The organism is Streptomyces sp. NPDC046862 (assembly GCF_040704615.1).
In the GTDB taxonomy this organism is placed as follows: Bacteria; Actinomycetota; Actinomycetes; order Streptomycetales; family Streptomycetaceae; genus Streptomyces.
This window is the reverse complement of the sequence record NZ_JBEYXP010000038.1, coordinates 90,640-117,331: the sequence shown is the minus strand read 5'-3', so window position 1 is coordinate 117,331 and position 26,692 is coordinate 90,640. Positions and strand designations below refer to the sequence as shown.

At 71.1% G+C, this 26,692-nt stretch carries 21 protein-coding genes; 13 read left to right on the top strand and 8 right to left on the bottom strand.

Features of this window, described 5'->3' with window-relative positions; all coding sequences use genetic code 11:
- Positions 1-333: 333 nt before the first annotated feature.
- The 4 genes from mmsA to iolC all read right to left on the bottom strand — a co-directional run bounded on the left by mmsA (position 334) and on the right by iolC (position 5,402).
- A complete protein-coding gene (gene mmsA / locus AB0959_RS34615; protein ID WP_366830675.1) occupies positions 334-1,836 on the bottom strand; it encodes a CoA-acylating methylmalonate-semialdehyde dehydrogenase in 1,503 nt (500 codons plus the stop codon).
- 14 nt (positions 1,837-1,850) lie between these two features.
- The gene (gene iolD / locus AB0959_RS34610; protein ID WP_366830674.1) at positions 1,851-3,734 is read right to left on the bottom strand and encodes a 3D-(3,5/4)-trihydroxycyclohexane-1,2-dione acylhydrolase (decyclizing); all 1,884 of its coding nucleotides are present in this window, start codon (positions 3,732-3,734) and stop codon (positions 1,851-1,853) included.
- 435 nt (positions 3,735-4,169) lie between these two features.
- On the bottom strand, positions 4,170-4,340 hold the full coding sequence (locus AB0959_RS34605; protein ID WP_366830673.1) for a hypothetical protein: 171 nt from the start codon (positions 4,338-4,340) through the stop codon (positions 4,170-4,172).
- A gap of 99 nt (positions 4,341-4,439) precedes the next feature.
- A complete protein-coding gene (gene iolC / locus AB0959_RS34600; protein ID WP_366830672.1) occupies positions 4,440-5,402 on the bottom strand; it encodes a 5-dehydro-2-deoxygluconokinase in 963 nt (320 codons plus the stop codon).
- 160 nt (positions 5,403-5,562) lie between these two features.
- On the opposite strand from iolC, the gene AB0959_RS34595 reads away from it, so the two are divergent.
- From AB0959_RS34595 to AB0959_RS34580, 4 genes are all read left to right on the top strand, one after another.
- On the top strand, positions 5,563-6,480 hold the full coding sequence (locus tag AB0959_RS34595; RefSeq protein WP_366830671.1) for a sugar phosphate isomerase/epimerase: 918 nt from the start codon (positions 5,563-5,565) through the stop codon (positions 6,478-6,480).
- Between the two features lie 201 nt (positions 6,481-6,681).
- A complete protein-coding gene (locus AB0959_RS34590; protein WP_366830670.1) occupies positions 6,682-7,602 on the top strand; it encodes a helix-turn-helix domain-containing protein in 921 nt (306 codons plus the stop codon).
- Between the two features lie 272 nt (positions 7,603-7,874).
- Positions 7,875-8,075 carry a MerR family transcriptional regulator gene (locus AB0959_RS34585; RefSeq protein ID WP_359157455.1) on the top strand — a complete coding sequence of 67 codons (201 nt, stop codon included), beginning with the start codon at positions 7,875-7,877 and terminating at the stop codon, positions 8,073-8,075.
- A gap of 91 nt (positions 8,076-8,166) precedes the next feature.
- Positions 8,167-8,781 carry a GNAT family protein gene (locus AB0959_RS34580; protein ID WP_366830669.1) on the top strand — a complete coding sequence of 205 codons (615 nt, stop codon included), beginning with the start codon at positions 8,167-8,169 and terminating at the stop codon, positions 8,779-8,781.
- Here the strand turns inward: AB0959_RS34580 and AB0959_RS34575 are convergent.
- Positions 8,762-9,805 carry a zinc-dependent alcohol dehydrogenase family protein gene (locus tag AB0959_RS34575; protein ID WP_366830668.1) on the bottom strand — a complete coding sequence of 348 codons (1,044 nt, stop codon included), beginning with the start codon at positions 9,803-9,805 and terminating at the stop codon, positions 8,762-8,764. The genes AB0959_RS34580 and AB0959_RS34575 overlap by 20 nt on opposite strands.
- Before the next feature lie 146 nt (positions 9,806-9,951).
- Between AB0959_RS34575 and AB0959_RS34570 the strand changes: the two genes are divergently transcribed.
- Positions 9,952-10,191, top strand: a complete 240-nt coding sequence (locus tag AB0959_RS34570; RefSeq protein ID WP_366830667.1) for a heavy-metal-associated domain-containing protein — start codon at positions 9,952-9,954, stop codon at positions 10,189-10,191.
- A 6-nt stretch (positions 10,192-10,197) separates the two neighbouring features.
- Positions 10,198-12,507, top strand: coding sequence for a heavy metal translocating P-type ATPase (locus AB0959_RS34565; RefSeq protein WP_366830666.1), 2,310 nt, complete (start codon positions 10,198-10,200; stop codon positions 12,505-12,507).
- A 673-nt stretch (positions 12,508-13,180) separates the two neighbouring features.
- On the opposite strand, the gene AB0959_RS34560 is transcribed toward AB0959_RS34565, so the two are convergent.
- From AB0959_RS34560 to AB0959_RS34550, 3 genes are all read right to left on the bottom strand, one after another.
- Positions 13,181-14,470: a citrate synthase gene (locus tag AB0959_RS34560; RefSeq protein ID WP_366830665.1), complete on the bottom strand. Its 1,290-nt coding sequence runs from the start codon at positions 14,468-14,470 to the stop codon at positions 13,181-13,183.
- A 699-nt stretch (positions 14,471-15,169) separates the two neighbouring features.
- Complete coding sequence (locus tag AB0959_RS34555) at positions 15,170-17,461, bottom strand: ATP-dependent RecD-like DNA helicase (protein ID WP_366830664.1); 2,292 nt, start codon at positions 17,459-17,461, stop codon at positions 15,170-15,172.
- 99 nt (positions 17,462-17,560) lie between these two features.
- On the bottom strand, positions 17,561-18,319 hold the full coding sequence (locus tag AB0959_RS34550; protein WP_366830663.1) for an MBL fold metallo-hydrolase: 759 nt from the start codon (positions 18,317-18,319) through the stop codon (positions 17,561-17,563).
- Between the two features lie 582 nt (positions 18,320-18,901).
- On the opposite strand from AB0959_RS34550, the gene AB0959_RS34545 reads away from it, so the two are divergent.
- The 7 genes from AB0959_RS34545 (at position 18,902) to rbsD (ending at position 26,664) form a co-directional block, all read left to right on the top strand.
- A complete protein-coding gene (locus tag AB0959_RS34545; protein WP_366830662.1) occupies positions 18,902-20,161 on the top strand; it encodes a hypothetical protein in 1,260 nt (419 codons plus the stop codon).
- Positions 20,162-20,234: 73 nt separating this feature from the next.
- On the top strand, positions 20,235-20,405 hold the full coding sequence (locus AB0959_RS34540) for a hypothetical protein (RefSeq protein WP_366830661.1): 171 nt from the start codon (positions 20,235-20,237) through the stop codon (positions 20,403-20,405).
- Positions 20,406-20,575: 170 nt separating this feature from the next.
- Entirely contained in the window at positions 20,576-21,622 is a 1,047-nt protein-coding gene (locus AB0959_RS34535) for a LacI family DNA-binding transcriptional regulator (protein WP_366830660.1), read from the top strand.
- A complete protein-coding gene (locus tag AB0959_RS34530; protein ID WP_366830659.1) occupies positions 21,619-23,187 on the top strand; it encodes a sugar ABC transporter ATP-binding protein in 1,569 nt (522 codons plus the stop codon). The genes AB0959_RS34535 and AB0959_RS34530 overlap by 4 nt, the downstream gene beginning before the upstream one ends.
- The gene (locus AB0959_RS34525; RefSeq protein WP_366830658.1) at positions 23,177-25,129 is read left to right on the top strand and encodes a substrate-binding domain-containing protein; all 1,953 of its coding nucleotides are present in this window, start codon (positions 23,177-23,179) and stop codon (positions 25,127-25,129) included. Before AB0959_RS34530 ends, AB0959_RS34525 begins: the two co-directional genes overlap by 11 nt.
- A 165-nt stretch (positions 25,130-25,294) precedes the next feature.
- Positions 25,295-26,278, top strand: a complete 984-nt coding sequence (locus tag AB0959_RS34520; RefSeq protein WP_366830657.1) for a ribokinase — start codon at positions 25,295-25,297, stop codon at positions 26,276-26,278.
- Complete coding sequence (gene rbsD / locus AB0959_RS34515; protein WP_366830656.1) at positions 26,275-26,664, top strand: D-ribose pyranase; 390 nt, start codon at positions 26,275-26,277, stop codon at positions 26,662-26,664. The genes AB0959_RS34520 and rbsD overlap by 4 nt, the downstream gene beginning before the upstream one ends.
- Positions 26,665-26,692 lie beyond the last annotated feature (28 nt).

The window sequence follows — 26,692 nt, the reverse complement described above, 5'->3', positions numbered from 1 at the left end:
CCCCGCCGCCCCTACCCGTCCCATCCTGTCCCTGGGGGCTCCGCCCCCAGACCCCGGGGAGGTGGGGACATCTGGGGTGGATGGGTTGGGTGCGGGTGGGTGGGGGCTGGTCGCGCAGTTCCCCGCGCCCCTGAAGACCGGGCAGTCCCCCGCGGCCCTGAAACCGCAGCCCCCTGCGGGAAACCCAGCGCCGCCCCGCACCATCCAGCCCCTTGGGGGCACCTCCCAGCGGTAGCTGGGGGAGTTTGAGGAGCGGGGGTCCGGGGGCGGAGCCCCTGGGGATGGGACGGGTAGGGGCGGCGGGGGCGAGGAGAATCCGCCCCCGTACACACCTCAGTGGTTGCGCGGGAAGCCCAGGTCCACGCCGGTCGGGGCGTCGGCCGGGTCCGGCCAGCGGGTGGTGACGACCTTGCCGCGGGTGTAGAAGTGCGTGCCGTCGTTGCCGTAGATGTGGTGGTCGCCGAAGAGCGAGTCCTTCCAGCCGCCGAAGGAGTGGTAGCCGACGGGGACCGGGATCGGGACGTTCACGCCGACCATGCCCGCCTCGATCTCCAGCTGGAAGCGGCGGGCCGCGCCACCGTCGCGGGTGAAGATCGCGGTGCCGTTGCCGAAGGGCGAGGTGTTGATGAGGTCGACGCCGTCCTCGTAGGTGTCCACGCGCAGCACGCACAGCACCGGGCCGAAGATCTCGTCGGTGTACGCCTTGGCGTCCGTCGGCACCTTGTCGAGGAGCGAGATGCCGATCCAGTGGCCGTTCTCGAAACCGTCCACCGTGTGGCCCGTGCCGTCCAGGACCACCTCGGCGCCCTCCGCCGCCGCGCCCGTCACGTACGACGCCACCTTGTCGCGGTGGGCGGCGGTGATGAGCGGGCCCATCTCGGAGGTGGGGTCGTTGCCGGGGCCGATCTTGATCTTCTCGGCGCGCTCGCGGATCTTCTCCACCAGCTCGTCGCCGATCGAACCGACCGCGACGACCGCCGAGATGGCCATGCAGCGCTCACCCGCCGAGCCGTAGGCGGCCGAGACGGCCGCGTCCGCCGCCGCGTCCAGGTCGGCGTCCGGGAGGACCATCATGTGGTTCTTGGCACCTCCCAGGGCCTGGACCCGCTTGCCGTTCGCGGACGCCGTGGTGTGGATGTAGCGGGCGATCGGGGTCGAGCCGACGAAGGACACCGCCTTGACGTCCGGGTGTTCCAGGAGGCGGTCCACGGCCACCTTGTCTCCGTGCAGCACGTTGAAGACGCCGTCCGGCAGGCCCGCCTCCGCCAGCAGTTCGGCGAGGCGGACCGACGCCGACGGGTCCTTCTCGCTCGGCTTCAGCACGAACGTGTTGCCGCACGCGATGGCCAGCGGGAACATCCACATCGGCACCATGGCCGGGAAGTTGAACGGCGTGATGCCCGCGACCACGCCCAGCGGCTGACGGATCGACGAGACGTCCACGCGGCTCGCGACCTGCGTCGACAGCTCGCCCTTCAGCTGCACGCTGATGCCGCACGCCAGGTCGACGATCTCCAGGCCGCGCGCGACCTCGCCGAGGGCGTCGGAGTGCACCTTGCCGTGCTCGGCGGTGATCAGCTCGGCGATCTCGTCGCGGTGGGCGTCCAGCAGCGCGCGGAACTTGAAGAGGATGGACGTGCGCTGGGCCAGGGACGAGTGGCGCCAGGTCGTCCACGCCTCCTTCGCCGCCGTCACCGCCGCGTCCACCTCGTCCACGCTCGCGAACGCGACCTTGGTGGTCACCGCGCCGGTCGCCGGGTCCGTGACCGGGCCGTACGTGCCCGACGCGCCCTCGACGGCCTTGCCGCCGATCCAGTGGTTGACGATCCTCGTCATGGCCGAGTGCTCCTTCACAGATGGCGGCGCCGGGTGGAGACGTGCCGTTCGTACAGCTCGCGGGCCTTGACCGCGGACGATCGGGTCGCGGTCTCGGCCACGGGGACATCCCACCAGGCCTGGGCCGGGGGCGCGCCCGACACTGTGTCTGCCGTTTGGGTCTCCACGTAGACACATGTGGGAGTGTCGGCGTCCCGCGCCTCGGCGAGGGCGGCGCGCAGGTCGCGTACCGTCTTGGCCCGCAGCACCCGCATGCCCAGGCTGGCCGCGTTGGCCGCGAGGTCCACGGGCAGCGGCCGGCCGGTGAACGTGCCGTCGTCGGACGGGTAGCGGTACGCGGTGCCGAACCGCTCGCCGCCCACCGCGTCGGAGAGGCCGCCGATGGACGCGTAGCCGTGGTTCTGGATGATCAGCACCTTGATCGGGACGTTCTCCTGCACGGCCGTCACGATCTCCGTCGGCATCATCAGGTACGTCCCGTCGCCGACGAGCGCCCACACCGGGCGCCCGGGCGCGGCCAGGCACACACCGATCGCGGCCGGGATCTCGTAGCCCATGCAGGAGTAGCCGTACTCCAGGTGGTACTGGTCCCGCGACCGTGTCCGCCACAGTTTGTGCAGGTCGCCGGGGAGGGAACCGGCCGCGTTGACGAGGATGTCCCGCTCGGTGACGACCTCGTCGAGCAGGCCGAGGACCTGGGGCTGGGTGGGCCGGGTGTCGGGTTCGTCGCACTCGTAGCAGGCGTCGACGCGGTGCTCCCAGCGCTGTTTGTCCTCGGTGTACTCGGTGGTGTACGCGTCGCTGACCTTGTGGTCGTGCAGTTCGAGGGCCTCGGTGAGGGCCTCCAGGCCCGCGCGGGCGTCGGCGACGATCGGGAGCCCGGCGAGCTTGTGGGCGTCGAAGGGCGCGATGTTGAGGTTGAGGAAGCGGACGCCCTCGCCGGTGAACAGGGTGCCGGAGGCGGTGGTGAAGTCGGTGTAGCGGGTGCCGACGCCGATCACCAGGTCGGCGGTGCGGGCGAGTTCGTCGGCGGTGGCGGTGCCGGTGTGGCCGATGCCGCCCACGTCCTGCGGGTGGTCGTGGTGCAGGGAGCCCTTGCCCGCCTGGGTCGAGGCGACGGGGATGCGGGTGGCCCCGGCGAGTTCGGCGAGCGCCTCCTCGGCGCGGCTGTGGTGGACGCCGCCGCCCGCGATGATCAGCGGGCGCCGGGCTTCGCGGATCGCCCGGACCGCGGCGGCCAGTTCGCTCGTGTCGGCGGCCGGGCGGCGCACGGTCCAGGTGCGCTCGGCGAAGAGCTCCTCCGGCCAGTCGAAGCCCTCCGCCTGCACGTCCTGCGGGAGGGCCAGCGTCACGGCGCCGGTGTCGACGGGGTCCGTCAGCACGCGCATCGCCTGCAGCGCGGCCGGGATCAGGGCCTCGGGGCGGGTGATCCGGTCGAAGTACCGCGACACCGGGCGCAGGCAGTCGTTGACGGACACGTCGCCGGCGTAGGGGACTTCGAGCTGCTGGAGCACCGGGTCGGCCGGGCGCGTGGCGAAGACGTCGCCGGGCAGGAGGAGGACCGGGAGGTGGTTGATCGTGGCGAGCGCGGCGCCGGTCACCAGGTTGGTCGCGCCGGGGCCGATCGACGTCGTGACGGCGTGCGTGGACAGGCGGTTGGACTGACGCGCGTAGCCCACCGCCGCGTGGACCATGGCCTGTTCGTTGCGCCCCTGGTGGTACGGCATGTCGTCGGCGTACTCGACGAGCGCCTGCCCGAGTCCGGCGACGTTGCCGTGGCCGAAGATGCCCCAGGTGGCGCCGATCAGCCGCTGCCGCTCGCCGTCCCGCTCCGTGTACTGGGCGGCCAGGAACCGCACCAGCGCCTGCGCGACCGTCAGCCTCGTCGTTGAGGTCATCGGTATCCCTCTGTGCTCTCTTACGTGGGCCGGATGCAATCAGCTCCGCCATTGCGGTACGGCTCCGTCGTGCCCACGTCTCAATGGTGCGCCTGTTGTCCAGATGTCCTCGCGGACCTCGGGGCCACAGCGTGCCCGACCCGACACGTAGGGTTATCGGACCATGCTACGTCGCGGGACCTCCGGCGCGGGGCCGTAGCGGGCGGGGAGTCATCGCTCGCACTTCGCTCCTGCCAAAGCAAAGCGGCCCGCGCGCCGGAGGCGATCTGGACCCGGGCGTCGTGGGGCACGTGCACGAGGCCGGCGACCTCGCCCAACACGCTGTCCCCACCCGGGATGTGGAGCCGTTCGCCCCCTGCGCGCACCGTACCGGTGGCGCGGCGGGGCAGGCCCGCGCGTTCGGGGACGTACAGCTCACCGGTCATACCGTGGCCCTCACAGCAGTCCCACCGCCGTGGCCACGGCCGTGGCCACGTCGCCGCCGGCCGGGTAGTCGGGGTTCTCGGTGACCGGGACCTTCAGCCAGGTGCACGCCGACGTGCCGCCCAATCCGCTCGCGATCGCGAGGGACTTGGTGACGGCCTCGGCGCTCAGGTCGTTGCGCACCGCGCCGGTCGCGGGGTCGCGGCGGCCGATGAACGGCTCGACGAGGACCGGGAGTTGCCGCTCGGCCGTGGCGTCGACGGCGTGCGCGGTGGCGGGTGCTCACCACACCGCTCCCGCCGCGACCGCCGCCTCGACCTCGGCTTCGGTGGGCATGGCCGAGGAGCACTCCAGACGGGAGGCGACGATGGCCCCGGCGGCGTTGGCGTGCCGCATGATCTTCTCCAGCTGCCCGCCGCCGAGCAGCCCGTGGCACAGCGAGCCGCCGAACGCGTCTCCGGCGCCGAGGCCATTGAGGACGGTGACGGGGAGCGGCGGGACCTCGGCCTTCGTGCCGTCGGCGTGCACGGCCAGGACGCCCTTGGGTCCCTGCTTGACGATCGCGAGTTCCACGCCGGCGTCGAGGAGGGCGCGGGCGGCCGCGTGCGGTTCGCGCTCGCCGGTGGCGACCTCCACCTCGTCGAGGTTGCCGACGGCGACCGTGGTGTGCCGCAGGGCCTCGGTGTAGAAGGGTCGGGCGGTCTCCGGGTCCTGCCAGAACATCGGGCGCCAGTCGAGGTCGAAGACCGTCGTACCGGACTTGGCGCGGTGGGCGAGGGCCGCGAGCGTCGCCGTACGGCTCGGTTCCTCGCTCAGGCCCGTACCGGTCACCCAGAAGACGCGGGTGTCGCGGATGGCGCCGAGGTCCAGCTCGTGCGCTTCGATCTCCAGGTCGGGCGCCTTGGGCCGACGGTAGAAGTAGAGCGGGAAGTCGTCCGGCGGGAAGACCTCGCAGAAGGTGATGGGGGTCTGCAGTCCCGGAACCGGGGTGACCCAGCGGTCGTCGACGCCGAAGCCGCGCAGCTCCTGGTGCAGGTACTCGCCGAAGGGGTCGGCGCCCGTGCGGGTGATGACCGCCGTGCTCCGGCCGAGACGGGCCGCGGCCACCGCGACGTTGGCCGCCGATCCGCCGAGGAACTTGCCGAACGACGACACCTGCGGCAGGGCGACCCCCGTCTGCAGCGGGTAGAGGTCCACCCCGATCCGCCCCATGGTGATCAGGTCGCACGCCGTCTCGTACGCCATCGAGTTCCCTTCGACTCGGCCGCACGGGACCGGAGCGCGTCCCAGCGCCCGGTCCCGTGCCCCAAGGTCTAGCCCCGTCCGCCGACCCCTGTCAATATTTTGTCCGGACATTCGGACCATGCCTTGACACGCTTCACCGGACCCCCGCACTCTGACGGCCATGACGTCGTTGTCACCGCAGCCCTCACTCTCCCGCATCCGGGTCGGATCGGCCCCCGATTCCTGGGGTGTGTGGTTCCCCGACGACCCGCAGCAGGTCCCCTGGCAGCGCTTCCTCGACGAGGTCGCCGCGGCCGGTTACGAGTGGATCGAGCTGGGCCCGTACGGCTACCTGCCCACCGACCCGGCCGTGCTCGCCGAGGAGACCGCGAAGCGCGGCCTGAAGGTGTCGGCGGGCACCGTGTTCACCGGGCTGCACCACGGTCCGGACGTGTGGGAGTCGACCTGGGCGCACGTCTCCGGCATCGCGGCCCTGACGCAGGCGATGGGCGCGTCCCATCTTGTGGTGATCCCCTCTTTCTGGCGGGACGACAAGACGGGCGAGGTCCTGGAGCCGAGCACGCTGACGGTCGAGCAGTGGCGCCATCTGACGCAGCTGACCGAGCGGCTGGGGCGGGAGGTGCGGGAGCGGTACGGGCTGCGGATCGTCGTGCACCCGCACGCGGACACCCACATCGACAGCGAGGAGAACGTCGCCCGCTTCCTCGACGGCACGGCGTCCTCCGTCGTGTCGCTGTGCCTGGACACGGGGCACTACGCGTACTGCGGGGGCGACAGCGTCAAGCTGATCGAGACGTACGGGGAGCGGATCGGGTATCTGCACCTCAAGCAGGTGGATCCGGAGATCCTCGCCGAGGTGCGGGCGAACGAGATTCCGTTCGGGCCGGCCGTGGCGAAGGGTGTGATGTGCGAACCGCCTGCCGGGGTGCCCGCGTTGGAGCCGGTGCTTGCCGCTGCGCAGAAGCTGGACGTGGAGCTGTTCGCGATCGTGGAGCAGGACATGTATCCGTGTGAGCCGGATCGGCCGCTGCCGATCGCTCGGCGGACGAGGGCGTTCTTGAGGTCCTGCGGGGCGTAGGCGCTCCGCTTGGGGCGCCGTGGGGGTGCGGTCGTTGGATGACCGCGGGCCGTCTGTGGCTTGTCGCGCCCACGCGGCGGAGCCGCATATCGATACCGCCCCGCGCCCCTGAGGTGGGGACGCGCAGCCTCACACAAAGACGAACTCGCGTCTTGGTACAGGCCTTTCACCTTGGCGCCTCTGCCTGCACCATGAGGCAGCATGACGGTGCTTACCGTGCACTTACCCGGTGGTGTCTGGGAGACCGCCGGTGCTCTGCCTCATCCTCGGCTGCGGCCCGGGGTGATCGGTTACCGCGGGGTGCGGCTGGCTCTCGATCGGCCGCGGACGCGGCTCGAGGCGCCGATCGGTGCCGTCACGCTGCTGCTCGGGTTCGAGGAACCCGTACGGATCTCCCGGCCGGGGCGCCCGCCGACGACCCTGCGCTCGGTGTACTCGGGGCTCTCCACCTCCCCCGCCATCGGTGAGCACGGTGGGCGGATCTCGGGGGTCGAGGTGCTGCTCGCGCCGTGGGCCGCGTTCCGGCTCTTCGGTACGCCGCAGGGGGAGCTGGCCGGGCGGCACGTGGACCCCGAGGAGCTGCGCGACACCGGCGAACTCGCCGCCGCACTCGCCGCGTTGCCCACCTGGGCGGACCGGTTCGCGCTGCTGGACGACGTGTTGACGCGGTGGTCGGAGAAGGGGACGCCCTGTTCCGCGCGGGTGGTGCGGGCGTGGTCGGAGCTGGTGCGGACCGGGGGTTCGATGCCGGTGGGGCGACTGGCCCGCGAGGTCGGCTGGAGCGTACGGCAGTTGGAGAACCGCTTCCGGGAACAGATCGGGCTGGGCCCGAAGGCGGCGGCCCGGGTACTGCGGCTGCAACGGGCGCGTCGGCTGCTCGCGGCGGGCCGGTCACAGGCCGAGACCGCGGCGGCCTGCGGTTTCTACGACCAGGCGCATCTCAGCTCGGAGTTCCGGGCGATGACCGGGTGCACCCCGGGCGCTTTCACGGCGGCGCGGCTGGGAGACGCGTCGGCGCGGTCGGGCCCGCCGCTGGTGGACCGGCTGCGGGGCGAGGCGACCAGTCTGGTGCTGCCGCCGGACGGAGCCGCGCTTTTCTCCAAGACCGGCAGGGTGCGCTGACGGCACGCTGTGGCCTCCGGCGGTCGCCCGGGGAGGCGGGGTAGGGCTGCCCCGGGGGATGCGGGGAGGCCGGACCGGGGGAGGACGGTGGGCCGGGTCTGGCGCAGCAGGCCCGGCCCATCCCGTTTTGTGCCGCTCGTGTCACAAAGAACACCGTCACGTCACGCGTGTCGCATGTGTGCGGCTCCCGCGTCACGTCCTGTCCACAGCCCCTTGCCTCCGATCACCGACTGTCGTTGGCCGGTCACAGGATTCGTGAGGAGGTGCCACTCGTGACCGACCGCCGTCTCTGGTCGTACAAGGAGATCGCCGCACACATCCGGGTGCAGCCCGACACCGTCCGCTCGTACCGCAAGCACGGGCTCCTGCCTCCGCCCGACCATGTGGAGAGCGGGAAACCGTACTGGTACGCGGACACCGTACGGGCCTGGGTGGCGTCCAGACCCGGCAACCGCGGCCGCAGGACCGAGTGACGCGCGACCGCCGGACCGAGTGACGTCGCGGCCCTGGGACCGAGTGATTATCGCGTTGCTCTCTCGCTCGCACGGCGTCGAGAATCCCGGGATGAGCGCCGAACCGGCCGACCTGGTCGACTTCTCCGTCAAGCCCATCCTCACCGGCGAGAAGGCCCTGTTGCGGCCGTTCACCGAGGAGGACGTCCCGGTGATGCTGGGCGTCCTGGCCGATCCCGAGGTGCTCCGGCTGACGGGCAGTCCGACGGAGGAGTTCGGGGAGGAGCGGCTGCACTCCTGGTACGGCTCCCGCAACGAGCAGGCCGACCGGCTCGACCTCGGCGTCGTGGACCGGGCCAGCGGCGAACTGGTCGGGGAGGTCGTGCTGTACGAGTGGGACCCGCACAACCGCAACTGCACCTTCCGCACACTGATCGGCCCCGGAGGACGCGACCGCGGTCTTGGCACGCAAGCCGTGCGACTGGTCCTCGGGTACGCCTTCGAGCGGCTCGGCCTGCACCGTGTCTCGCTGTGGGTCTTCGCCCACAATCCGCGGGCCCTGCGTGCCTACGAGAAGGCCGGATTCGTGGCCGAGGGCGTCGAGCGGCAGAGCCTGTGGCAGGACGGCGAGTGGATCGACGCCGTGCGGATGGCGGCCCTCGCCCCGGAGTGGGCCGTCCACCGGGGCCACCCGGAGGCCGGGGAACTCAGCTCCAGGGCTCTATGACCGTCACCCCGGCCCCCGGCGCCGTACCCATCGCCTCCAGTGCGGCGGGGACCGCGTCCAGGGAGATGGTGGACGTGACCAGCTGGTCGGGGCGCAGGACGCCCGCGCGGACCAGTTCCAGCATCGGCGGGTAGGCGTGGGCGGCCATGCCGTGGCTGCCGAGGAGTTCGAGTTCGAGGGCGATCGCGCGGGCCATGGGGACCGGGGTGGTGCCGGTCGGGGAAGGGAGCAGGCCGACCTGGACGTGGCGGCCCCTGCGGCGCAGGCCGTTCACCGAGGCCGCGCAGGTGGCGGGTGAGCCGAGGGCGTCCAGCGAGAGGTGGGCGCCGCCGCCCGTGAGGTCGCGCACGGCCTGAGCGGTGTCCGGCACCCGGGAGGCGTCCACGCACTCGGCGGCGCCGAACTTCCGGGCGAGGTCGAGGGCTCCGGCGGACACGTCGACGGCCGCCACCCGGGCGCCCGAGGCCGCCGCGATCATCACCGCCGAGAGCCCGACGCCGCCGCACCCGTGCACGGCCACCCACTCCCCCGCCGCGACGCGCCCCTGGGTCACCACCGCGCGGAACGCCGTGGCGAAACGGCAGCCCAGCGCGGCGGCCGTACCGGACGTCAGCTCCTCCGGCACGGCCACCAGGTTGACGTCGGCGTGCTCCAGGGCCACGTACTCGGCGAACGACCCCCAGTGCGTGAACCCCGGCTGCGTCTGCCGCTCGCACACCTGCTGGTCCCCCGCCGCGCAGGCGGGGCAGGTGCCGCAGGCGCAGACGAAGGGGACGGTGACCCGGTCACCGGGCCGCCAGCGGCTCACCCGGTCGCCCGCCGCCTCGACGACTCCGGCCAGTTCGTGGCCCGGCACGTGCGGGAGCGTGATGTCCGGGTCGTGCCCCTGCCAGCCGTGCCAGTCGCTGCGGCACAGGCCCGTGGCCTCGACGCGCACCACGACCCCGTGCTCCGAGGGCACCGGATCCGGCAGCCGCCTCACCTCGGCCGGCTCCCCGAACCGCTCGAACACCACCGCACGCATACACCCACGCCCCTCCGCCCGGAAGACCACCGGGAGATCACCGTCCCAGCGAACGCTAACCTCGAACCCCCTTGCTGCGCGCATACCCCCTAGGGGTACAGTGTGGGGTCACGTAAGCAACACCCGTCTCGACGAGGAGCAACGCCATGACCGCCCAGACCGACACCGCCGGCACCGTCACCACCGTCTACAAGGTGAGCGGGATGACCTGCGGGCACTGCGAGGGCGCCGTTTCCAGTGAGATCTCCGAGATCGGCGGCGTCACCTCGGTGCAGGCCGTGGCCTCCTCCGGCGAGGTCACCGTGGTCTCCACCGCCCCTCTCGACGAGGACGCCGTGCGCGCCGCCGTCGACGAGGCCGGCTACGAGCTCGTGGGCAAGGCCTGAGCGGACATGACCGGCACCACAGCGGAGGCTCCCACACGTGAGCCCCTCCGGGAGGTCGAGCTCACCATCGGGGGGATGACCTGCGCCTCGTGCGCGGCTCGCGTCGAGAAGAAGCTCAACCGCATGGACGGCGTCTCCGCCACGGTCAACTACGCGACGGAGAAGGCGAAGGTCACGTACGCCGAGGGGATACAGGTCAACGATCTGATCGCCACCGTCGTCAAGACGGGCTACACGGCCGAGGAGCCCCCGCCGCCGGAGCCACCCGAGGGCGAGACACAGGCCCCGGGACGTGAAGAGGACCCCGAGCTCGCCGCCCTGCGGCAGCGGTTCACGGTCTCCGCCGTCCTCGCTCTCCCGGTCGTCCTGCTCTCCATGGTCCCGGCGCTGCAGTTCGACAACTGGCAGTGGCTGTCGCTGACCCTCGCCGCGCCGGTCGTGGTCTGGGGCGGGCTGCCGTTCCACCGGGCCGCCTGGACGAACCTCCGGCACGGCGCGGCCACCATGGACACGCTGGTCTCGGTGGGCACGCTCGCCGCGTTCGGCTGGTCCCTCTGGGCGCTGTTCTTCGGGCACGCGGGCATGCCGGGCATGCGCCACGGCTTCGACCTGACCGTCTCGCGCACGGAGAGCTCGTCGACCATCTACCTCGAAGTGGCCGCCGGGGTGGTCGCGCTCATCCTGCTCGGCCGCTTCCTGGAGGCCCGCTCGAAGCGCCGGGCGGGCGCGGCCCTGCGGGCGCTCATGGAACTGGGCGCGAAGGACGTCGCCGTCCTGCGATACGAGGGGGGCGAGCGCGAAGCGCTCTCGGTTGAGGGCGGTGGCGGGAGACGGGCGGGCGGCCGTGAGGTGCGGATCCCCGTCGGGAGGCTGGCCGTGGGCGACCGGTTCGTCGTACGGCCCGGGGAGAAGGTCGCCACCGACGGCACCGTCGTCGAGGGCGTCTCGGCGGTCGACGCGTCCATGCTGACCGGTGAGTCCGTGCCGGTGGACGTGACGGTGGGGTCGCCGGTGACGGGCGCGACGGTGAACGCGGGCGGCCGGATCGTCGTCGAGGCGACCCGTGTCGGCGCGGAGACGCAGCTGGCGCGCATGGCGAAGCTGGTCGAGGACGCGCAGAACGGCAAGGCCGAGGCGCAGCGGCTGGCCGACCGGATCTCCGCCGTGTTCGTGCCGGTGGTGCTCCTCATCGCGGCCGGCACGTTCGGCGGCTGGCTCGGCGCCACCGGCGACACCGCCGCCGCGTTCACCGCGGCCGTCGCGGTGCTGATCATCGCCTGTCCGTGCGCGCTGGGCCTGGCCACCCCGACGGCGCTGCTGGTCGGCACGGGCCGGGGCGCCCAGCTCGGCATCCTCATCAAGGGGCCCGAGGTCCTGGAGTCCACGCGCCGCGTCGACACCGTCGTCCTGGACAAGACCGGCACGGTCACCACCGGCCGCATGACCCTCCAGGAGGTGTACGTCGCCCAGGGCGCCGACGAGGAGGACGTCCTGCGGTTCGCGGGTGCCCTGGAGCACGCCTCGGAGCACCCGATCGCCCGGGCCGTCGCCGCGGGCGCCGAGAAGCGTCTGGGCGCCGCGCTCCCGCCCGTGGAGGGCTTCGAGAACGTGCCTGGACGGGGCGTACGCGGGCGCGTGGAGGGCCGGGACGTCGAGGTGGGCCGCCTGGTCTCCCGGCCCCTCCCGGAGGCGCTGAAGGGCGCCAAGGAGGCCGCCGAGGCAGCGGGCCGCACCGCCGTCGTGGTCGCACGGGACGGAGTGCCGCTCGGTGTCCTGACCGTCGCCGACGCGGTCAAGGAGACCAGCGCCGAGGCCGTACGCCGGTTGCGCGCCCTCGGGCTCACGCCGGTGCTGCTGACCGGGGACAACGAACGGGTGGCCCGCTCGGTGGCCGCGGCCGTCGGGATCGACGAGGTGATCGCCGAGGTGCTGCCCGAGGAGAAGGTCGACGCCGTCCGGCGCCTGCGGGCCGAGGGCCGTACGGTCGCGATGGTCGGGGACGGGGTCAACGACGCCGCCGCGCTGGCCGCGGCCGACCTGGGGCTGGCCATGGGCACGGGGGCGGACTCGGCGATCGAGGCGGGCGACCTGACACTCGTACGAGGGGATCTGCGGGTGGCCGCGGACGCGATCCGGCTGTCCCGGCGGACCCTCGCCACCATCAAGGGCAACCTCGCCTGGGCCTTCGGGTACAACGTGGCGGCGCTGCCCCTGGCCGCCGCCGGGCTGCTGAACCCGATGATCGCCGGGGCAGCCATGGCCTTTTCGTCCGTTTTTGTGGTGACCAATAGCCTGAGGCTCAGGTCGTTTTCATGACGACGAGGTAAAAGTCCCTCTAGAGTCCCGCAGTAGCCTCACATAAGCTCTTCACAAGGCTCGCGCATCATCCTTACGCTTGGACCCCGATCACCGCATTGGGGCTCTTGCGTAGATTCAGGACATATGCAAGAGACGCAGATCACAGTGATGTGAACGTAACCAACGAAGGGGTTCGTGAGTCTAAGTTTGCGATGTCAGAAGCGTCTTGGGGGGCGTGACTGGCATCTGGGGATGTCTTGGGGGACGTTCCCGGAACTGCGTTGCCGGGGCACGTGCACCGGGGAGCTTTGAGCGGCCCTCCCGTACGTACCCCGGCAGACCGCACCGGAGCAGCACACCGAGTTTTGCTCGTTCTGCTCACCAGCGATTCAGGCGCTGGCCCACCAGACGCCCGGCCGGATCCCGTGGGGGGAATCCGCACCGGGACATGGGAAGGCGCCCTGATCGTCGGCCCGTGGGGGGACCGGCGACAGGGCGCCTTCCGCTTTGTTCCTGGGTTTTCTCGTTCCAGGGATCTTTGTCCCCGGGGTCTCCTCGCACGGCTCGGCTCGGCTCGGGTCGCGCCCCGTCAGGGGCGCGGGGAACTGCGCGACCAGCCCCCCACGACCCGCGGACAACGAACCACGTACAACAACCCACAACCGACGACCCGCCCGACCGAGCGGAGCGCCTAGCGGGCCTCGACCGGCACGAAGTCGCGCTCGACGACGCCCGTGTAGATCTGGCGCGGGCGCCCGATGCGGGAACCCGGCTCCTTGATCATCTCGTGCCACTGGGCGATCCAGCCCGGGAGGCGGCCGAGGGCGAACAGGACCGTGAACATCTCGGTCGGGAAGCCCATGGCGCGGTAGATCAGGCCCGTGTAGAAGTCCACGTTCGGGTACAGCTTGCGGGAGACGAAGTAGTCGTCCGCGAGAGCGTGCTCTTCCAGCTTGAGCGCGATGTCGAGGAGCTCGTCGGACTTGCCGAGCGCCGAGAGGACGTCGTGCGCGGCCGCCTTGATGATCTTCGCCCGGGGGTCGAAGTTCTTGTAGACGCGGTGGCCGAAGCCCATCAGCTTGACGCCGTCTTCCTTGTTCTTCACCTTGCGGATGAAGGTATCGACGTCGCCGCCCGACTGCTGGATGCCCTCCAGCATCTCCAGCACGGACTGGTTGGCGCCGCCGTGCAGCGGGCCCCACAGAGCGCTGATGCCGGCCGAGATCGAGGCGAACATGTTCGCCTGCGACGAGCCGACCAGGCGGACCGTCGAGGTCGAACAGTTCTGCTCGTGGTCCGCGTGCAGGATCAGCAGCTTGTCGAGCGCGGAGACGACGACCGGGTCCAGGTCGTACTCCTGGGCGGGGACCGAGAAGGTCATGCGCAGGAAGTTCTCGACGTACCCGAGGTCGTTGCGCGGGTAGACGAACGGGTGACCGATCGACTTCTTGTACGCGTACGCCGCGATGGTCGGAAGCTTGGCGAGAAGGCGGATCGTCGAGAGGTTCCGCTGCTTCTCGTCGAACGGGTTGTGGCTGTCCTGGTAGAACGTCGACAGGGCGCTCACCACGGACGACAGCATCGCCATGGGATGCGCGTCGCGCGGGAAGCCCTTGTAGAAGTTCTTGACGTCCTCGTGCAGCAGGGTGTGCTGCGTGATGTCGTTCTTGAAGCCGGTCAGCTCGTCGACCGTGGGCAGCTCACCGTTGATCAGCAGGTAGGCCACCTCCAGGAAGGTGGAGCGCTCGGCCAGCTGCTCGATCGGGTAGCCGCGGTATCGGAGGATGCCCTGCTCACCGTCGAGATAGGTGATGGCGGATTTGTAGGCGGCGGTGTTGCCGTACCCGCTGTCCAGCGTCACCAGACCCGTCTGGGCGCGGAGCTTCCCGATGTCGAAGCCCTTGTCGCCGACGGTGCTGTCGATCACCGGGTAGGTGTACTCGCCGTCGCCGTACCGCAGTACTACAGAGTTGTCGCTCACGTCTTCCCTCACCGAGGTAGTGCCTCATCTTCGAGGTTGCCCTGACTGTCTCTACCATCCCCCAATTGGCTCAGGAGAGTGCACTCGGGGTCGACCATCGGGCCTATTGGCGGCACTCAGTGCCGCCAACTTGCCCATCCTGCCCCCTCTGCCCGGCATCTGGAAGTGCTGTGTGACCTTTCCGACTCGTTTGATCGATCATTTTTCACGGGGCCTACGCGAACGGCCTCCGGCGGGCCGGGGGGGGGGTGGCTGGGGTGGGTGGGTTGGCTGCGGGTTGGGTGTGGCTGGTCGCGCAGTTCCCCGCGCCCCTAAAAGCCGTGCGGTTCCCCTGCGGACCTGGCGACGCGCGGTTCCCCTGCGGCCCTGGCGACGCGCGGTTCCTCGTGGCCCGGAAGACGCGCGGTTGCTCGCACCCCTGGCCGCAGCCCCTCCGGGCTCCGACTTCCAGCCCCTGCCGGCGCGCTGGTTCTCAGGGCCGTGGAGAATTGCGCGGTCTTCAGGGCCGCGGGGAACCGCACGGTCTTCAGGGGCGCGGGGCTGTGTCGATATGCGGCTCCGCCGCGTGGGCGCGACCAGCCCCCACCCACGCGCACCCAACCGACCCACCCCAACCACCCCCACCCCACGGGGGTTTGGGGCGCAGCCCCAGGGACAGGGTGGGACGGGTAGGGGCGGCGGGGGCGAGGAGAAGTCCCCTCAGTCCACCAGCGGCCGAGGCGTGAGCCGGAAGTCCAGGGCCGTGCAGCGGCGGCCCGCCGACACCGTGCGCACCGCCTGACCGATCGCCTTGCGTGAACCGACCAGCACGACCAGCTTCTTGGCCCGCGTCACGGCCGTGTAGATCAGGTTGCGCTGGAGCATCATCCAGGCCCCGGTGGTGACCGGGATGACCACCGCCGGGTACTCACTGCCCTGGGAGCGGTGGATGGTCACCGCGTAGGCGTGCGCCAGCTCGTCCAGTTCGTCGAACTCGTACGCCACCTCCTCGTCCTCGTCCGTCAGCACCGTCAGACGCTGGTCGACCGGATCGAGCGCGGTGACCACGCCGACGGTGCCGTTGAAGACGCCGTTCGCGCCCTTCTCGTAGTTGTTGCGGATCTGGGTGACCTTGTCGCCGACACGGAAGACCCGGCCACCGAACCGCTTTTCGGGAAGGTCGGGGCGGGCCGGGGTGATGGCCTGCTGGAGAAGGCCGTTCAACGTGCCCGCGCCCGCCGGACCCCGGTGCATGGGAGCCAGGACCTGGACGTCACGGCGCGGGTCGAGCCCGAACTTCGCCGGGATCCGCCGCGCCGCCACGTCCACCGTGAGCCGCCCGGCCTCCTCCGTGTCGTCCTCGACGAAGAGGAAGAAGTCCTTCATGCCCTCGGTGACCGGGTGCTGCCCGGAGTTGATCCGGTGGGCGTTCGTCACGACGCCCGACTGCTGGGCCTGCCGGAAGACGCGGGTCAGCCGGATCGCCGGGATCGGGCCGCCGTCCGCCAGCAGGTCGCGCAGCACCTCGCCCGCGCCCACGCTCGGCAACTGGTCCACGTCCCCGACGAAGAGGAGGTGGGCGCCCGGCGGCACCGCCTTGACCAGCTTGTTCGCGAGGAGGAGGTCGAGCATGGACGCCTCGTCGACGACGACCAGGTCCGCGTCCAGGGGACGGTCCCTGTCGTACGCCGCGTCGCCGCCGGGCTTGAGCTCCAGCAACCGGTGGACGGTGGAGGCCTCGGCGCCCGTGAGCTCGGAGAGGCGCTTGGCCGCACGGCCCGTGGGCGCGGCCAGCACCACCTTCGCCTTCTTCGCCCGCGCCAGCTCCACGATCGAGCGGACCGTGAAGGACTTGCCGCAGCCGGGCCCACCGGTGAGCACGGCGACCTTCTCGGTGAGCGCGAGCCGTACGGCCGCCTCCTGCTCGGGGGCGAGGTCCGCGCCCGTACGCCCCTTCAGCCAGGCGAGCGCCTTGTCCCAGACCACGTCCCGGAACCCGGGCATACGGTCCTCGTCCGTGCGGAGCAGCCTCAACAGCTGGGCGGACAACGAGAGTTCGGCCCGGTGGAAGGGGACCAGGTAGACGGCGGTGACCGGGTCGCCACCGTCCGGGGCGGGGACCTTCTCCCGTACGACACCGGGGTCGCCGTCGTCCTCCGGTGGTGCCGCCAGCTCCGCCAGGCACTCGATGACCAGGCCCGTGTCCACCTGGAGCAGCTTCACCGCGTCGGCGATCAGCTTCTCCTCGGGGAGGTAGCAGTTGCCCTGGTCGGTGGCTTGCGACAGCGCGTACTGGAGGCCCGCCTTCACGCGCTCCGGGCTGTCGTGCGGGATGCCGACGGACTGGGCGATCTTGTCGGCGGTGAGGAAGCCGATGCCCCAGACGTCGGCCGCCAGACGGTACGGCTGGTTCTTGACCACCGAGATCGAGGCGTCGCCGTACTTCTTGTAGATGCGCACCGCGATGGAGGTGGAGACCTCGACGGTCTGGAGGAAGAGCATGACCTCCTTGATCGCCTTCTGTTCCTCCCAGGCGTCGGCGATCTTCTTGGTGCGCTTGGGGCCGAGGCCCGGGACCTCGATGAGCCGCTTCGGCTCGTCCTCGATGATCTGCAGCGTGTCCAGGCCGAAGTGCTGGGTGATGCGGTCGGCGAAGACCGGGCCGATGCCCTTGACCAGGCCGGAGCCGAGGTAGCGGCGTATGCCCTGGACGGTGGCCGGGAGGACCGTCGTGTAGTTCTCGACGGTGAACTGTTTTCCGTATTGAGGGTGGGAGCCCCAACGGCCCTCCATACGCAGGGACTCGCCGACCTGGGCGCCGAGGAGGGCGCCCACGACGGTGAGGAGGTCGCCGCCGCCCCGGCCGGTGTCCACGCGCGCCACCGTGTAGCCGTTCTCCTCGTTGGCGTACGTGATCCGCTCCAGGACGCCTTCGAGTACAGCCAGGTGCCGTTCCCCGGTCGCCGCCCCGGTCGCCGGCCCGCGCGCCGCCTTCCCCGCCTGATTGGACATGATCCGACGCTACCGCCCGGGGCCGACAGCGCGGGGAGCCTGTGGACAGCTCAGGGGCCCTGTGGACAACCCGGGGAGCCCGTGGGCGGCCCGGCCCGGTCAGTGCCCGTTTCCACGGACGAGGTCGCTGACGAGCCCGGTGGTGGCGATGTCGATGGGGCGGTGGAAGGCTTCCGCGGCTGCTTCGTGTGCGGCGTCCGGATCCGTCCCCGGCCACAGGTGGGTCAGCATGAGCCTGGCCGCACCTGCCTGATCGGCGTACTGACCTGCCAGTCGGGCGGTCAGGAGATACGGTGCGTCGGCGGTCGGCACCTCGTGCACGTACGTGGCTTCCGACAACAGCAGGTCGGCGCCTTGGGCGAGGCGCGGGACGTCGGGGCTCGGACCTGTGTCGCCGGTGTAGGCGAGCACGGCTTCCGGAGTGGTCAGCCGGATGCCGGCGTTGGGCACGAAGTGCGGCAGGAGCCAGGTGTCGGTTCTGAACGGGCCGATGTCGAACCGGTCGCCGGGGTGGAACTCGCGAAGGTGGTACGCCTTCGCGAGCATCCTCGGTTTGTCGAGCGCGAGAACGGCGTCGACCGCTCCGTGGGGCGCGTACACCGGCAGCGCCGGCGGTGGCGTGTCACTCAGGCCCCGGGCACGCAGGAGCGGGTTGAGATCGGCGCAGTGATCGGGGTGGCCGTGGCTGATCAGCACGGCGTCGATGTCGTCGACGGTGTGGTGGTCGAGCAGGCGCGGCAGCGTGGCGTAGCCGGGGTCGATGAGCAGACGGAAGCCCGCGTACTCGACGAGATAGCCGCTGCATGCCTGTAATGCGGTGGGCCACGCGCCGCAGCCGCCGAGAACGGTCAGATGCATGTCACATGACACTAGCTGCCATGCGGTGACCGTGAGCAGGCGACCGGGAAAAGCGACCGACCAGTAACCATGACGGTGACTCACCTTTTCACGACGAATTCACAGGTCCCGTTTGAAACTTTACACTTCAAGCAAGTTTTCCGACTCCTTTCGCATGAGAAGATCAAAGGAATCATCGCAACCCTGATCGCCTCCAAGCGGAATCGGGCTCCTGGAGGCTCCCCCACCGATCCACGCCCGGAGAATTCGTCATGCAATTTCCTTCGCAGAGCCGGAATGGCTCTGCTCGCCCGGACAGTCGTCGACGGCGAAATGCCTACGCCGTCGGCTCCCTTCTCGTCTGCTTGTGGACAGCCACGCTGATCACTCTTTCCGTGGCGTCCTCTTCGAATTCCGGAGAGCCTTCGAAAGTCACGCGGGCGCCTTCCGCGCCCAGCGGTCCGCATGCCGGCCAGCCCTTCTCGCACCAGGAACCACGCCCGTTCCCGAGCCCCGGCCCGGGCTGACGCACACGCGCCTCACACGCGTCTCACACGCGCCAACACCCCCCACGCTCCTGAGCAAGAGATGTGACACCGCCCCATGCCTCCGCAGCCCCGCCTCGCCGTAACGGACGGCCCGACCGAGCGCGCCGTTCCGCCCCGTGTCCCGCCCCAGAACACCGAACCGCCTCCGCAGGCCGCCCCACCCGGAACAGTTCTCCCGGGGCCGACGGCCCGGAAGCGGTGGAACCGGGCCGCTCGCGCCTCGGGTTTCCCCCTCGCCGTCTACGGCGCGACGCTCCTGCTGCACCTCGCGATGCTGGCCGTGATGAACCCACCGGGCGGCCCGGGAGTCCGCGACCGGTTGCTGTCCTGGGACGGCCAGTGGTTCGTCGCCATCGCCCGTGCCGGTTACTCCCACGACTCCGCCTTCACGGCGGACGGTCTCAGCGGCGGTGATCTGGCCTTCTTCCCGGCCTATCCCTTCCTCGTCCGCGCCGTCCACGCCATGACCGGGCTCGACCACCGGTCCGCCGCGCTCGTGGTGTCCCATCTCGCCCTGACCGTCGCGCTGTTGTGCGTCCACCGACTCCTGCTCGACCTGTACGGCCGGCGCACGGCGCGCATCGCGCTCGTCCTGCTCGCCTGCGCGCAGCCGATGGCGCTGGTCTTCCTCATGGCCTACAGCGAGTCCCTCTTCCTCGCCCTGGCGTCCGCCGCCCTCCTCGCGGTCCACCGCAGGGCCTGGCTGACGGCGGGTGTCCTCGTCCTGCTCGCGGGCCTGACCCGGCCCGTCGCCGTCGCCCTGGTCGCGGCCCTGGCCGTCGCGGTCGTCCTGCGGCTGCGCGGCACGGGCCGTATGAGCTGGCGTCCGCCCGCCGCCCTGGTCCTGGCCTCCTGCGGCACGCCCGCGTACCTGGTGTGGGTGGACCGGCGTACCGGCCGGCCCGGGACCTGGTTCGCGATCCAGGAGGCGGGCTGGGGCACCCGCTGGGACAACGGAGCCACCTTCGTCGACTTCCTCGTCAAGACCCTCACCCGCGGCGACGGCTGGGTCCCCGTCAGCACCGCCCTGCTGGTCCTCGCCCTCCTCGCCGGCACCATGGCCGCCTGGTGCGACGAGATCTGGCCTCCGCTGGCGGTCTACGGCACCGTCATCGTGATCACCGCCCTGGGGCAGAGCAATTTCTACCACTCGAAGCTGCGTCTGCTGACGATCGCGCTGGTCTTTCTCATACCGGCCGCCCGCGCCCTCGCCCGCGCGCGCACCGGAACCGCCGTCGCCACCCTGACAGCCGCAGCGCTTTTCGGCTCCTGGTACGGCGCCTACATGCTCACCACGTGGCGTTATGCGATCTGACGAACACGACGCCGGAGAAAACCGCCGCGGGAATTCACCGCGGGACAACCCGCCCCGGAGAAGGAAACGAGGAATGTCTCCCGAGGCCCAGAGCACCGCCATGTGGGCCCTAGCCGTGGGCGTCAACGCGGTGACGGCAGGCGCCGGGATCATCTGGGGCTGGGACGCCTTCGCACAGCTCGTCCTGCCGGCCTTCGGGACGGTGGTGGGAGCGTCACTGGTCAGTTACGGCGGGCGATCCTGACGGGCACTCACCCGGTCACCCCCGGCCCTCCCCCGATCCGCCCCCGGCTCCGCCCTCCCGATCGCCTCGATCACGATCTGGTCTCAGGGACCCGTCCAGGTCTTGCCACCTCCTCGTGTAATCGATTCCAATCCTCCATGTAATCGATTCCACGAGGAGGTGGAGCGACGATGGCGAGCATCAAGGACGTCGCCGCCGAAGCCGGCGTGTCCGTCGCCACGGTGTCCCGGGTCCTGAACGACCACCCGTCGGTCAGCCCGGAGGCCCGTACGCGTGTGATGGCCGCCGTCGAGACGCTGGGCTACCGCCCGAACGCCGTCGCCCGCTCCCTGCGCACCGACCAGACCCACACCCTCGGCCTGGTCATCAGCGACGTGATGAACCCCTACTTCACGGAGCTGGCCCGCGCCGTCGAGGAGGAGGCCCGCGCCCTCGGCTACAGCGTCATCTTCGGCAACGCCGACGAGCGGCCCGACCTCCAGGACCACCACATAAGGACCCTCCTGGACCGCCGTATCGACGGGCTTCTGGTCTCCCCCACCGACGGCGGCTCCCCGCTGATGCTGGACGCCGTGCGGGCGGGCACGCCGGTGGTGTTCGTGGACCGGTGGATCGCCGGTGTGGACGTGCCGGTCGTCCGGGCGGACGGGCGTCGGGCCGTACGGGACCTCGTGGCCCATCTGCACGGACTCGGCCACCGCAGGCTCGCCATCATCGCGGGCCCCGCGGCGACCACCACCGGCCGGGAGCGCGTCGAGGTCTTCAGGGAGGCCCTCGGCGCGTACGACCTGGAACTGCCCGACGACTACATAGAACAGGGCGACTTCCAGGCCGAGAGCGGCCGGCGGGCCACCGAACGGTTCCTGGACCTGCCCGAGCCGCCCGAGGTCGTCTTCGCCGCCGACAACCTGATGGCGCTCGGCGCGCTGGACGCCGTTCGCGCGCGCGGGTTGCGGGTCCCCGAGGACATAGGGCTCGCCGCGTTCGACGACATCCCCTGGTTCGTGCACACCGATCCGCCGATCACCGCGGTCGCTCAGCCGACGGGCGAGCTGGGCCGGGCCGCCGTACGCGCCCTGGTCGACCGCATCGAGGGCCGCACCCCCCAGTCAGTCACCCTCCCCGCCCGTCTCGTCGTACGCCGCTCGTGCGGCGAGCCCTCCCCCTCACACCCCTCCCCCTCACCCCCCTCCCCCGTACGAAGGAGCAAGCCGTGAGCAATTCGGACGAGTTGCCGCAGGGCGAATTGCTGCGTATCGAAGGCATACGGAAGACCTTCCCCGGCGTGGTCGCGCTCGACGGCGTCGACTTCGATCTGCGCCGCGGCGAGGTGCACGTGCTGCTCGGCGAGAACGGCGCGGGCAAGAGCACCCTCATCAAGATGCTGTCCGGCGCCTACCGCCCCGACGCCGGGCGCGTCGTGGTGGGCGGCGAGGAGGTGCGCATCCATGGCGCGCAGGACTCCGAGCGCCTCGGAATCGCCACCATCTACCAGGAGTTCAACCTCGTTCCCGATCTGACGGTCGCCGAGAACATCTTCCTGGGGCGGCAGCCGCGCCGCTTCGGGCTGATCGACCGCAAGAAGATGGAGGCCGACGCCGCCGAGCTGCTCGATCGCGTCGGCGTGAGCGTGTCCCCGCGTGCCCGTGTGCGTGAACTCGGTATCGCCCGCCTCCAGATGGTCGAGATCGCGAAGGCACTGAGCCTGAACGCCCGCGTGCTGATCATGGACGAGCCGACCGCCGTACTCACCTCCGAGGAGGTCGACAAGCTCTTCGCGATCGTGCGCAGGCTGCGCGAGGACGGCGTCGGGATCGTCTTCATCACGCACCACCTGGAGGAGATCGCCGCCCTCGGTGACCGGGTCACGGTCATCCGGGACGGCAGGAGCGTCGGCCGGGTGCCCGCGTCCACGCCCGAGGACGAGCTGGTCAGGCTCATGGTGGGCCGCTCCATCGAGCAGCAGTACCCGCGCGAACGGCCGGACACGGGTGAGGCGTTGCTGCGCGTCGAGGGGCTCACCAGGGACGGCGTCTTCCACGACGTCAGCTTCGAGGTGCGGGCCGGCGAGGTCGTCGGCGTCGCGGGCCTCGTCGGGGCGGGCCGTACGGAGGTCGTACGGGCGGTGTTCGGCGCCGACCCGTACGACAAGGGGCTCGTGAAGGTCGCGGGCGCCGAGCTGCGCCGCCACGACGTGAACGCCGCCATGGAGGCCGGGATCGGGCTCGTCCCCGAGGACCGCAAGGGCCAGGGGCTCGTCCTGGACGCCTCGGTGGCGGAGAACCTGGGCCTGGTCACCCTGCGCGGCGCGACGCGCGGCGGTTTCGTCGACCTCAAGGGGCAGCAGGAGGCCGCCGCCCGGATCGCCGAGCAGTTGGGTGTCCGCATGGCCGGGCTCCACCAGCACGTGCGCACCCTCTCCGGCGGCAACCAGCAGAAGGTCGTCATCGGCAAGTGGCTGCTCGCCGACACCAAGGTCCTCATCCTCGACGAGCCGACGCGCGGCATCGACGTCGGCGCCAAGGTCGAGATCTACCAGCTGATCAACGAGTTGACGGCCGCCGGAGCCGCCGTCCTGATGATCTCCAGCGACCTGCCCGAGGTGCTCGGCATGAGCGACCGGGTCCTGGTGATGGCCCAGGGCCGCATCGCGGGCGAACTCCCCGCCGCCGAGGCCACGCAGGACGCGGTCATGGCGCTCGCCGTCAGCACACCCACCCCCACACCCACCCCCGAATCCGCTCCCCAGAAGACCGAAGTGGAGGCCCCTCGTGGCCACTGACACGCTCAAGAGCACATCGGGCGCGAGTGGCGCCCAGGGGCTTCGCCGCCTCCTGCTCGACAACGGCGCGCTCACCGCGCTGATCCTCCTCGTCGTCGCGATGTCGGCCCTGTCCGGCGACTTCCTGACGACGGACAACCTGCTCAACATCGGCGTGCAGGCGGCCGTGACCGCCATCCTCGCCTTCGGCGTCACCTTCGTGATCGTCTCGGCGGGCATCGACCTCTCGGTCGGCTCGGTCGCCGCGCTGTCGGCCACCGTCCTCGCCTGGAGCGCGACGTCGGAGGGTGTGCCGGTCTGGATCGCGGTGATACTCGCGGTCGCCACGGGCATCGCCTGCGGCCTCGTCAACGGCGTCCTCATCTCGTACGGGAAGCTCCCGCCGTTCATCGCGACGCTCGCCATGCTGTCGGTGGGCCGCGGTCTGTCGCTGGTGATCTCGCAGGGCAGCCCGATCGCTTTCCCCGACTCGGTCTCGCACCTCGGTGACACGCTCGGCGGCTGGCTGCCGGTGCCCGTGCTCGTGATGATCGTCATGGGGCTGGTCACCGCCGTGATCCTGGGTCGTACGTACATCGGCCGCTCCATGTACGCGATCGGCGGCAACGAGGAGGCGGCCCGCCTCTCCGGTCTGCGCGTGAAGAAGCAGAAGCTCGTGATCTACGCGCTGTCGGGTCTGTTCGCCGCCGCGGCCGGCATCGTGCTCGCCTCCCGCCTCTCCTCCGCCCAGCCGCAGGCCGCGCAGGGCTACGAGCTGGACGCGATCGCCGCGGTCGTCATCGGCGGTGCCTCACTGGCCGGCGGTACGGGCAAGGCGTCCGGAACGCTGATCGGCGCGCTGATCCTGGCGGTGCTGCGCAACGGCCTCAACCTGCTGTCGGTGTCGGCGTTCTGGCAGCAGGTCGTCATCGGTGTCGTCATCGCGCTGGCGGTGCTGCTGGACACGCTGCGGCGCAAGGCGGGGGCGACGCCCGTGGCCCCGGGGACGGGTGTTCCCGGCGGCAAGGGCAGGCAGGCGGCGACGTACGTGATCGCGGCCGTGGTCGCGGTGGCGGTCGTGGGCGCCATGTCGTTCCTGCACAGCGGTACGTCGGCGGCGAAGGACCAGAAGATCGGCCTCTCCCTCTCCACCCTCAACAACCCCTTCTTCGTGCAGATCAAGCAGGGCGCGCAGGAGGAGGCGAAGAAGCTGGGCGCCGACCTGACCGTCACCGACGCGCAGAACGACGCCTCGCAGCAGGCCAACCAGCTGCAGAACTTCACCAGCGAGGGCGTCGGCTCGATCATCGTCAACCCGGTGGACTCGGACGCGGCGGGCCCCTCGGTGCGTGCCGCGAACAAGGCCGACATCCCCGTCGTCGGTGTCGACCGGGGCGTCAACAAGGCCGAGACGGCCGCGCTCGTGGCCTCCGACAACGTCGAGGGCGGCAAGCTGGGTGCCAAGGCGCTGGCCGAGAAGCTGGGCGGCAAGGGCAGGATCGTGATCCTCCAGGGCCTGGCCGGCACGTCCGCGAGCCGTGAGCGCGGCGCGGGCTTCGCCGAGGGCCTCAAGGCCTACCCCGGCATCCAGGTCGTCGCCAAGCAGCCCGCCGACTTCGACCGCACCAAGGGCCTCGACGTCATGACGAACCTGCTCCAGGCCCACCCGGACGTCGACGGTGTCTTCGCCGAGAACGACGAGATGGCGCTCGGCGCGATCAAGGCGCTCGGCTCCAAGGCCGGTTCGTCCGTCGCCGTCATCGGCTTCGACGGCACGCCGGACGGTCTGAAGGCGGTCAAGGACGGCACGCTGTACGCGTCGGTCGCGCAGCAGCCGACCGAACTCGGCCGGATAGCGGTCCGCAACGCCCTCAAGGCGGCGGAGGGCGAGAAGGTGGAGCAGACGGTGAAGGTGCCGGTGAAGGTGGTCACGAAGGAGAACGTGGACGAGTTCAGCGGCTGACGGTTCGCTGCGCGGTGCCGGGTTTTCCTCGCCCCCGCCGCCCCTACCCGTCCCATCCTGTCCCTGGGGGCTGCGCCCCCAGACCCCCGCAATCGGCCTGACGGCCTCGTCCTCAAACGCCGGACGGGCTGGATTTTCCAACTCATCCGCAGAGGGAGACAGTTCATGTACGACTACGACCTCCTGGTCGTGGGATCGGCCAACGCCGACCTGGTGATCGGTGTCGAGCGGCGGCCGGGGGCCGGCGAGACGGTGCTCGGCTCCGACCTCGCCCTCCACCCCGGCGGCAAGGGCGCCAACCAGGCGGTGGCCGCCGCCCGGCTCGGCGCCCGTACGGCCCTGCTGGCCCGGGTCGGCGACGACGCGCACGGCCGGCTGCTGCTGGACTCGCAGCGGGACGCGGGGGTCGACACGGTGGGCATACTGGTCGGCGGGGCGCCCACCGGCGTGGCGCTGATCACGGTCGACCCGTCGGGGGACAACAGCATCGTGGTGTCCCCGGGCGCGAACGGCCGGCTGGCCCCGGAGGACATCCGGTCCGCGGTGAGCCTGCTGCACGTCTCCCGGGTCGTCTCGACCCAGCTGGAGATCCCGCTGGAGACGGTCGTGGAGGTCGTACAGAACCTGCCGGAGGACACCCGCTTCGTGCTCAACCCCTCGCCGCCCCGGCCGCTGCCCGCGGAGGTGCTCGCGGCCTGCGACCCGCTGATCGTGAACGAGCACGAGGCGCGGGTCATCGTCGGCGGTGACCTGGAGGGTTCCCCCGAGGACTGGGCACGGGCCCTGCTGGCGCTCGGGCCGCGGTCGGTGGTCGTGACGCTGGGCGCGGAGGGCGCGCTGGTGGCGTCGGCCGAGGGCAGCGCGCGGGTTCCCTCGGTGACGGTGGAGGCCGTGGACACGACGGGCGCGGGCGACGCGTTCACCGCGGCGCTCGCCTGGAAGCTGGGCACGGGTGCGGAGTTGGCCGAGGCCGCCGCGTACGCCGCCCGCGTGGGCGCCGCCGCCGTCACGAAGGCCGGCGCCCAGGTGTCCTTCCCGACCGCCGAGGAGGTCGCGTCCCTGTGCTGTGCTGTCCCGGGGGACGCCCCCCGGACCCCCGGCCGGAGCGGCGGGTCGGCCGAAGAGCACTCGCGAGGTGAGTCCCGGTGAAGAAGGCCGGAATACTGAACCGTCACCTGTCCGGCGCCCTCGCCGAACTCGGCCACGGTCACGGGGTGCTGGTCTGCGACGCGGGCATGCCCATACCGGCCGGCCCCCGCGTGGTGGACCTCGCCTTCCGGGCCGGGGTGCCGTCCTTCGCCGAGGTGCTGGACGGACTGCTCGACGAGCTCGTGGTCGAGGGCGCGACCGCCGCGCAGGAGGTCCGCGGGGCGAACCCGGAGGCGACGGCGCTGCTGGAGGCCCGCTTCCCCGACCTGGACCTGGTCTCCCACGAGAAGCTCAAGGACCTGTCGGCGGGCGCGCGGCTGATCGTACGGACGGGGGAGGCGCGGCCGTACGCGAACGTGCTGCTGCGCTGCGGCGTCTTCTTCTGAAGCACCCCTTCTGAAGCACCCCGCACCG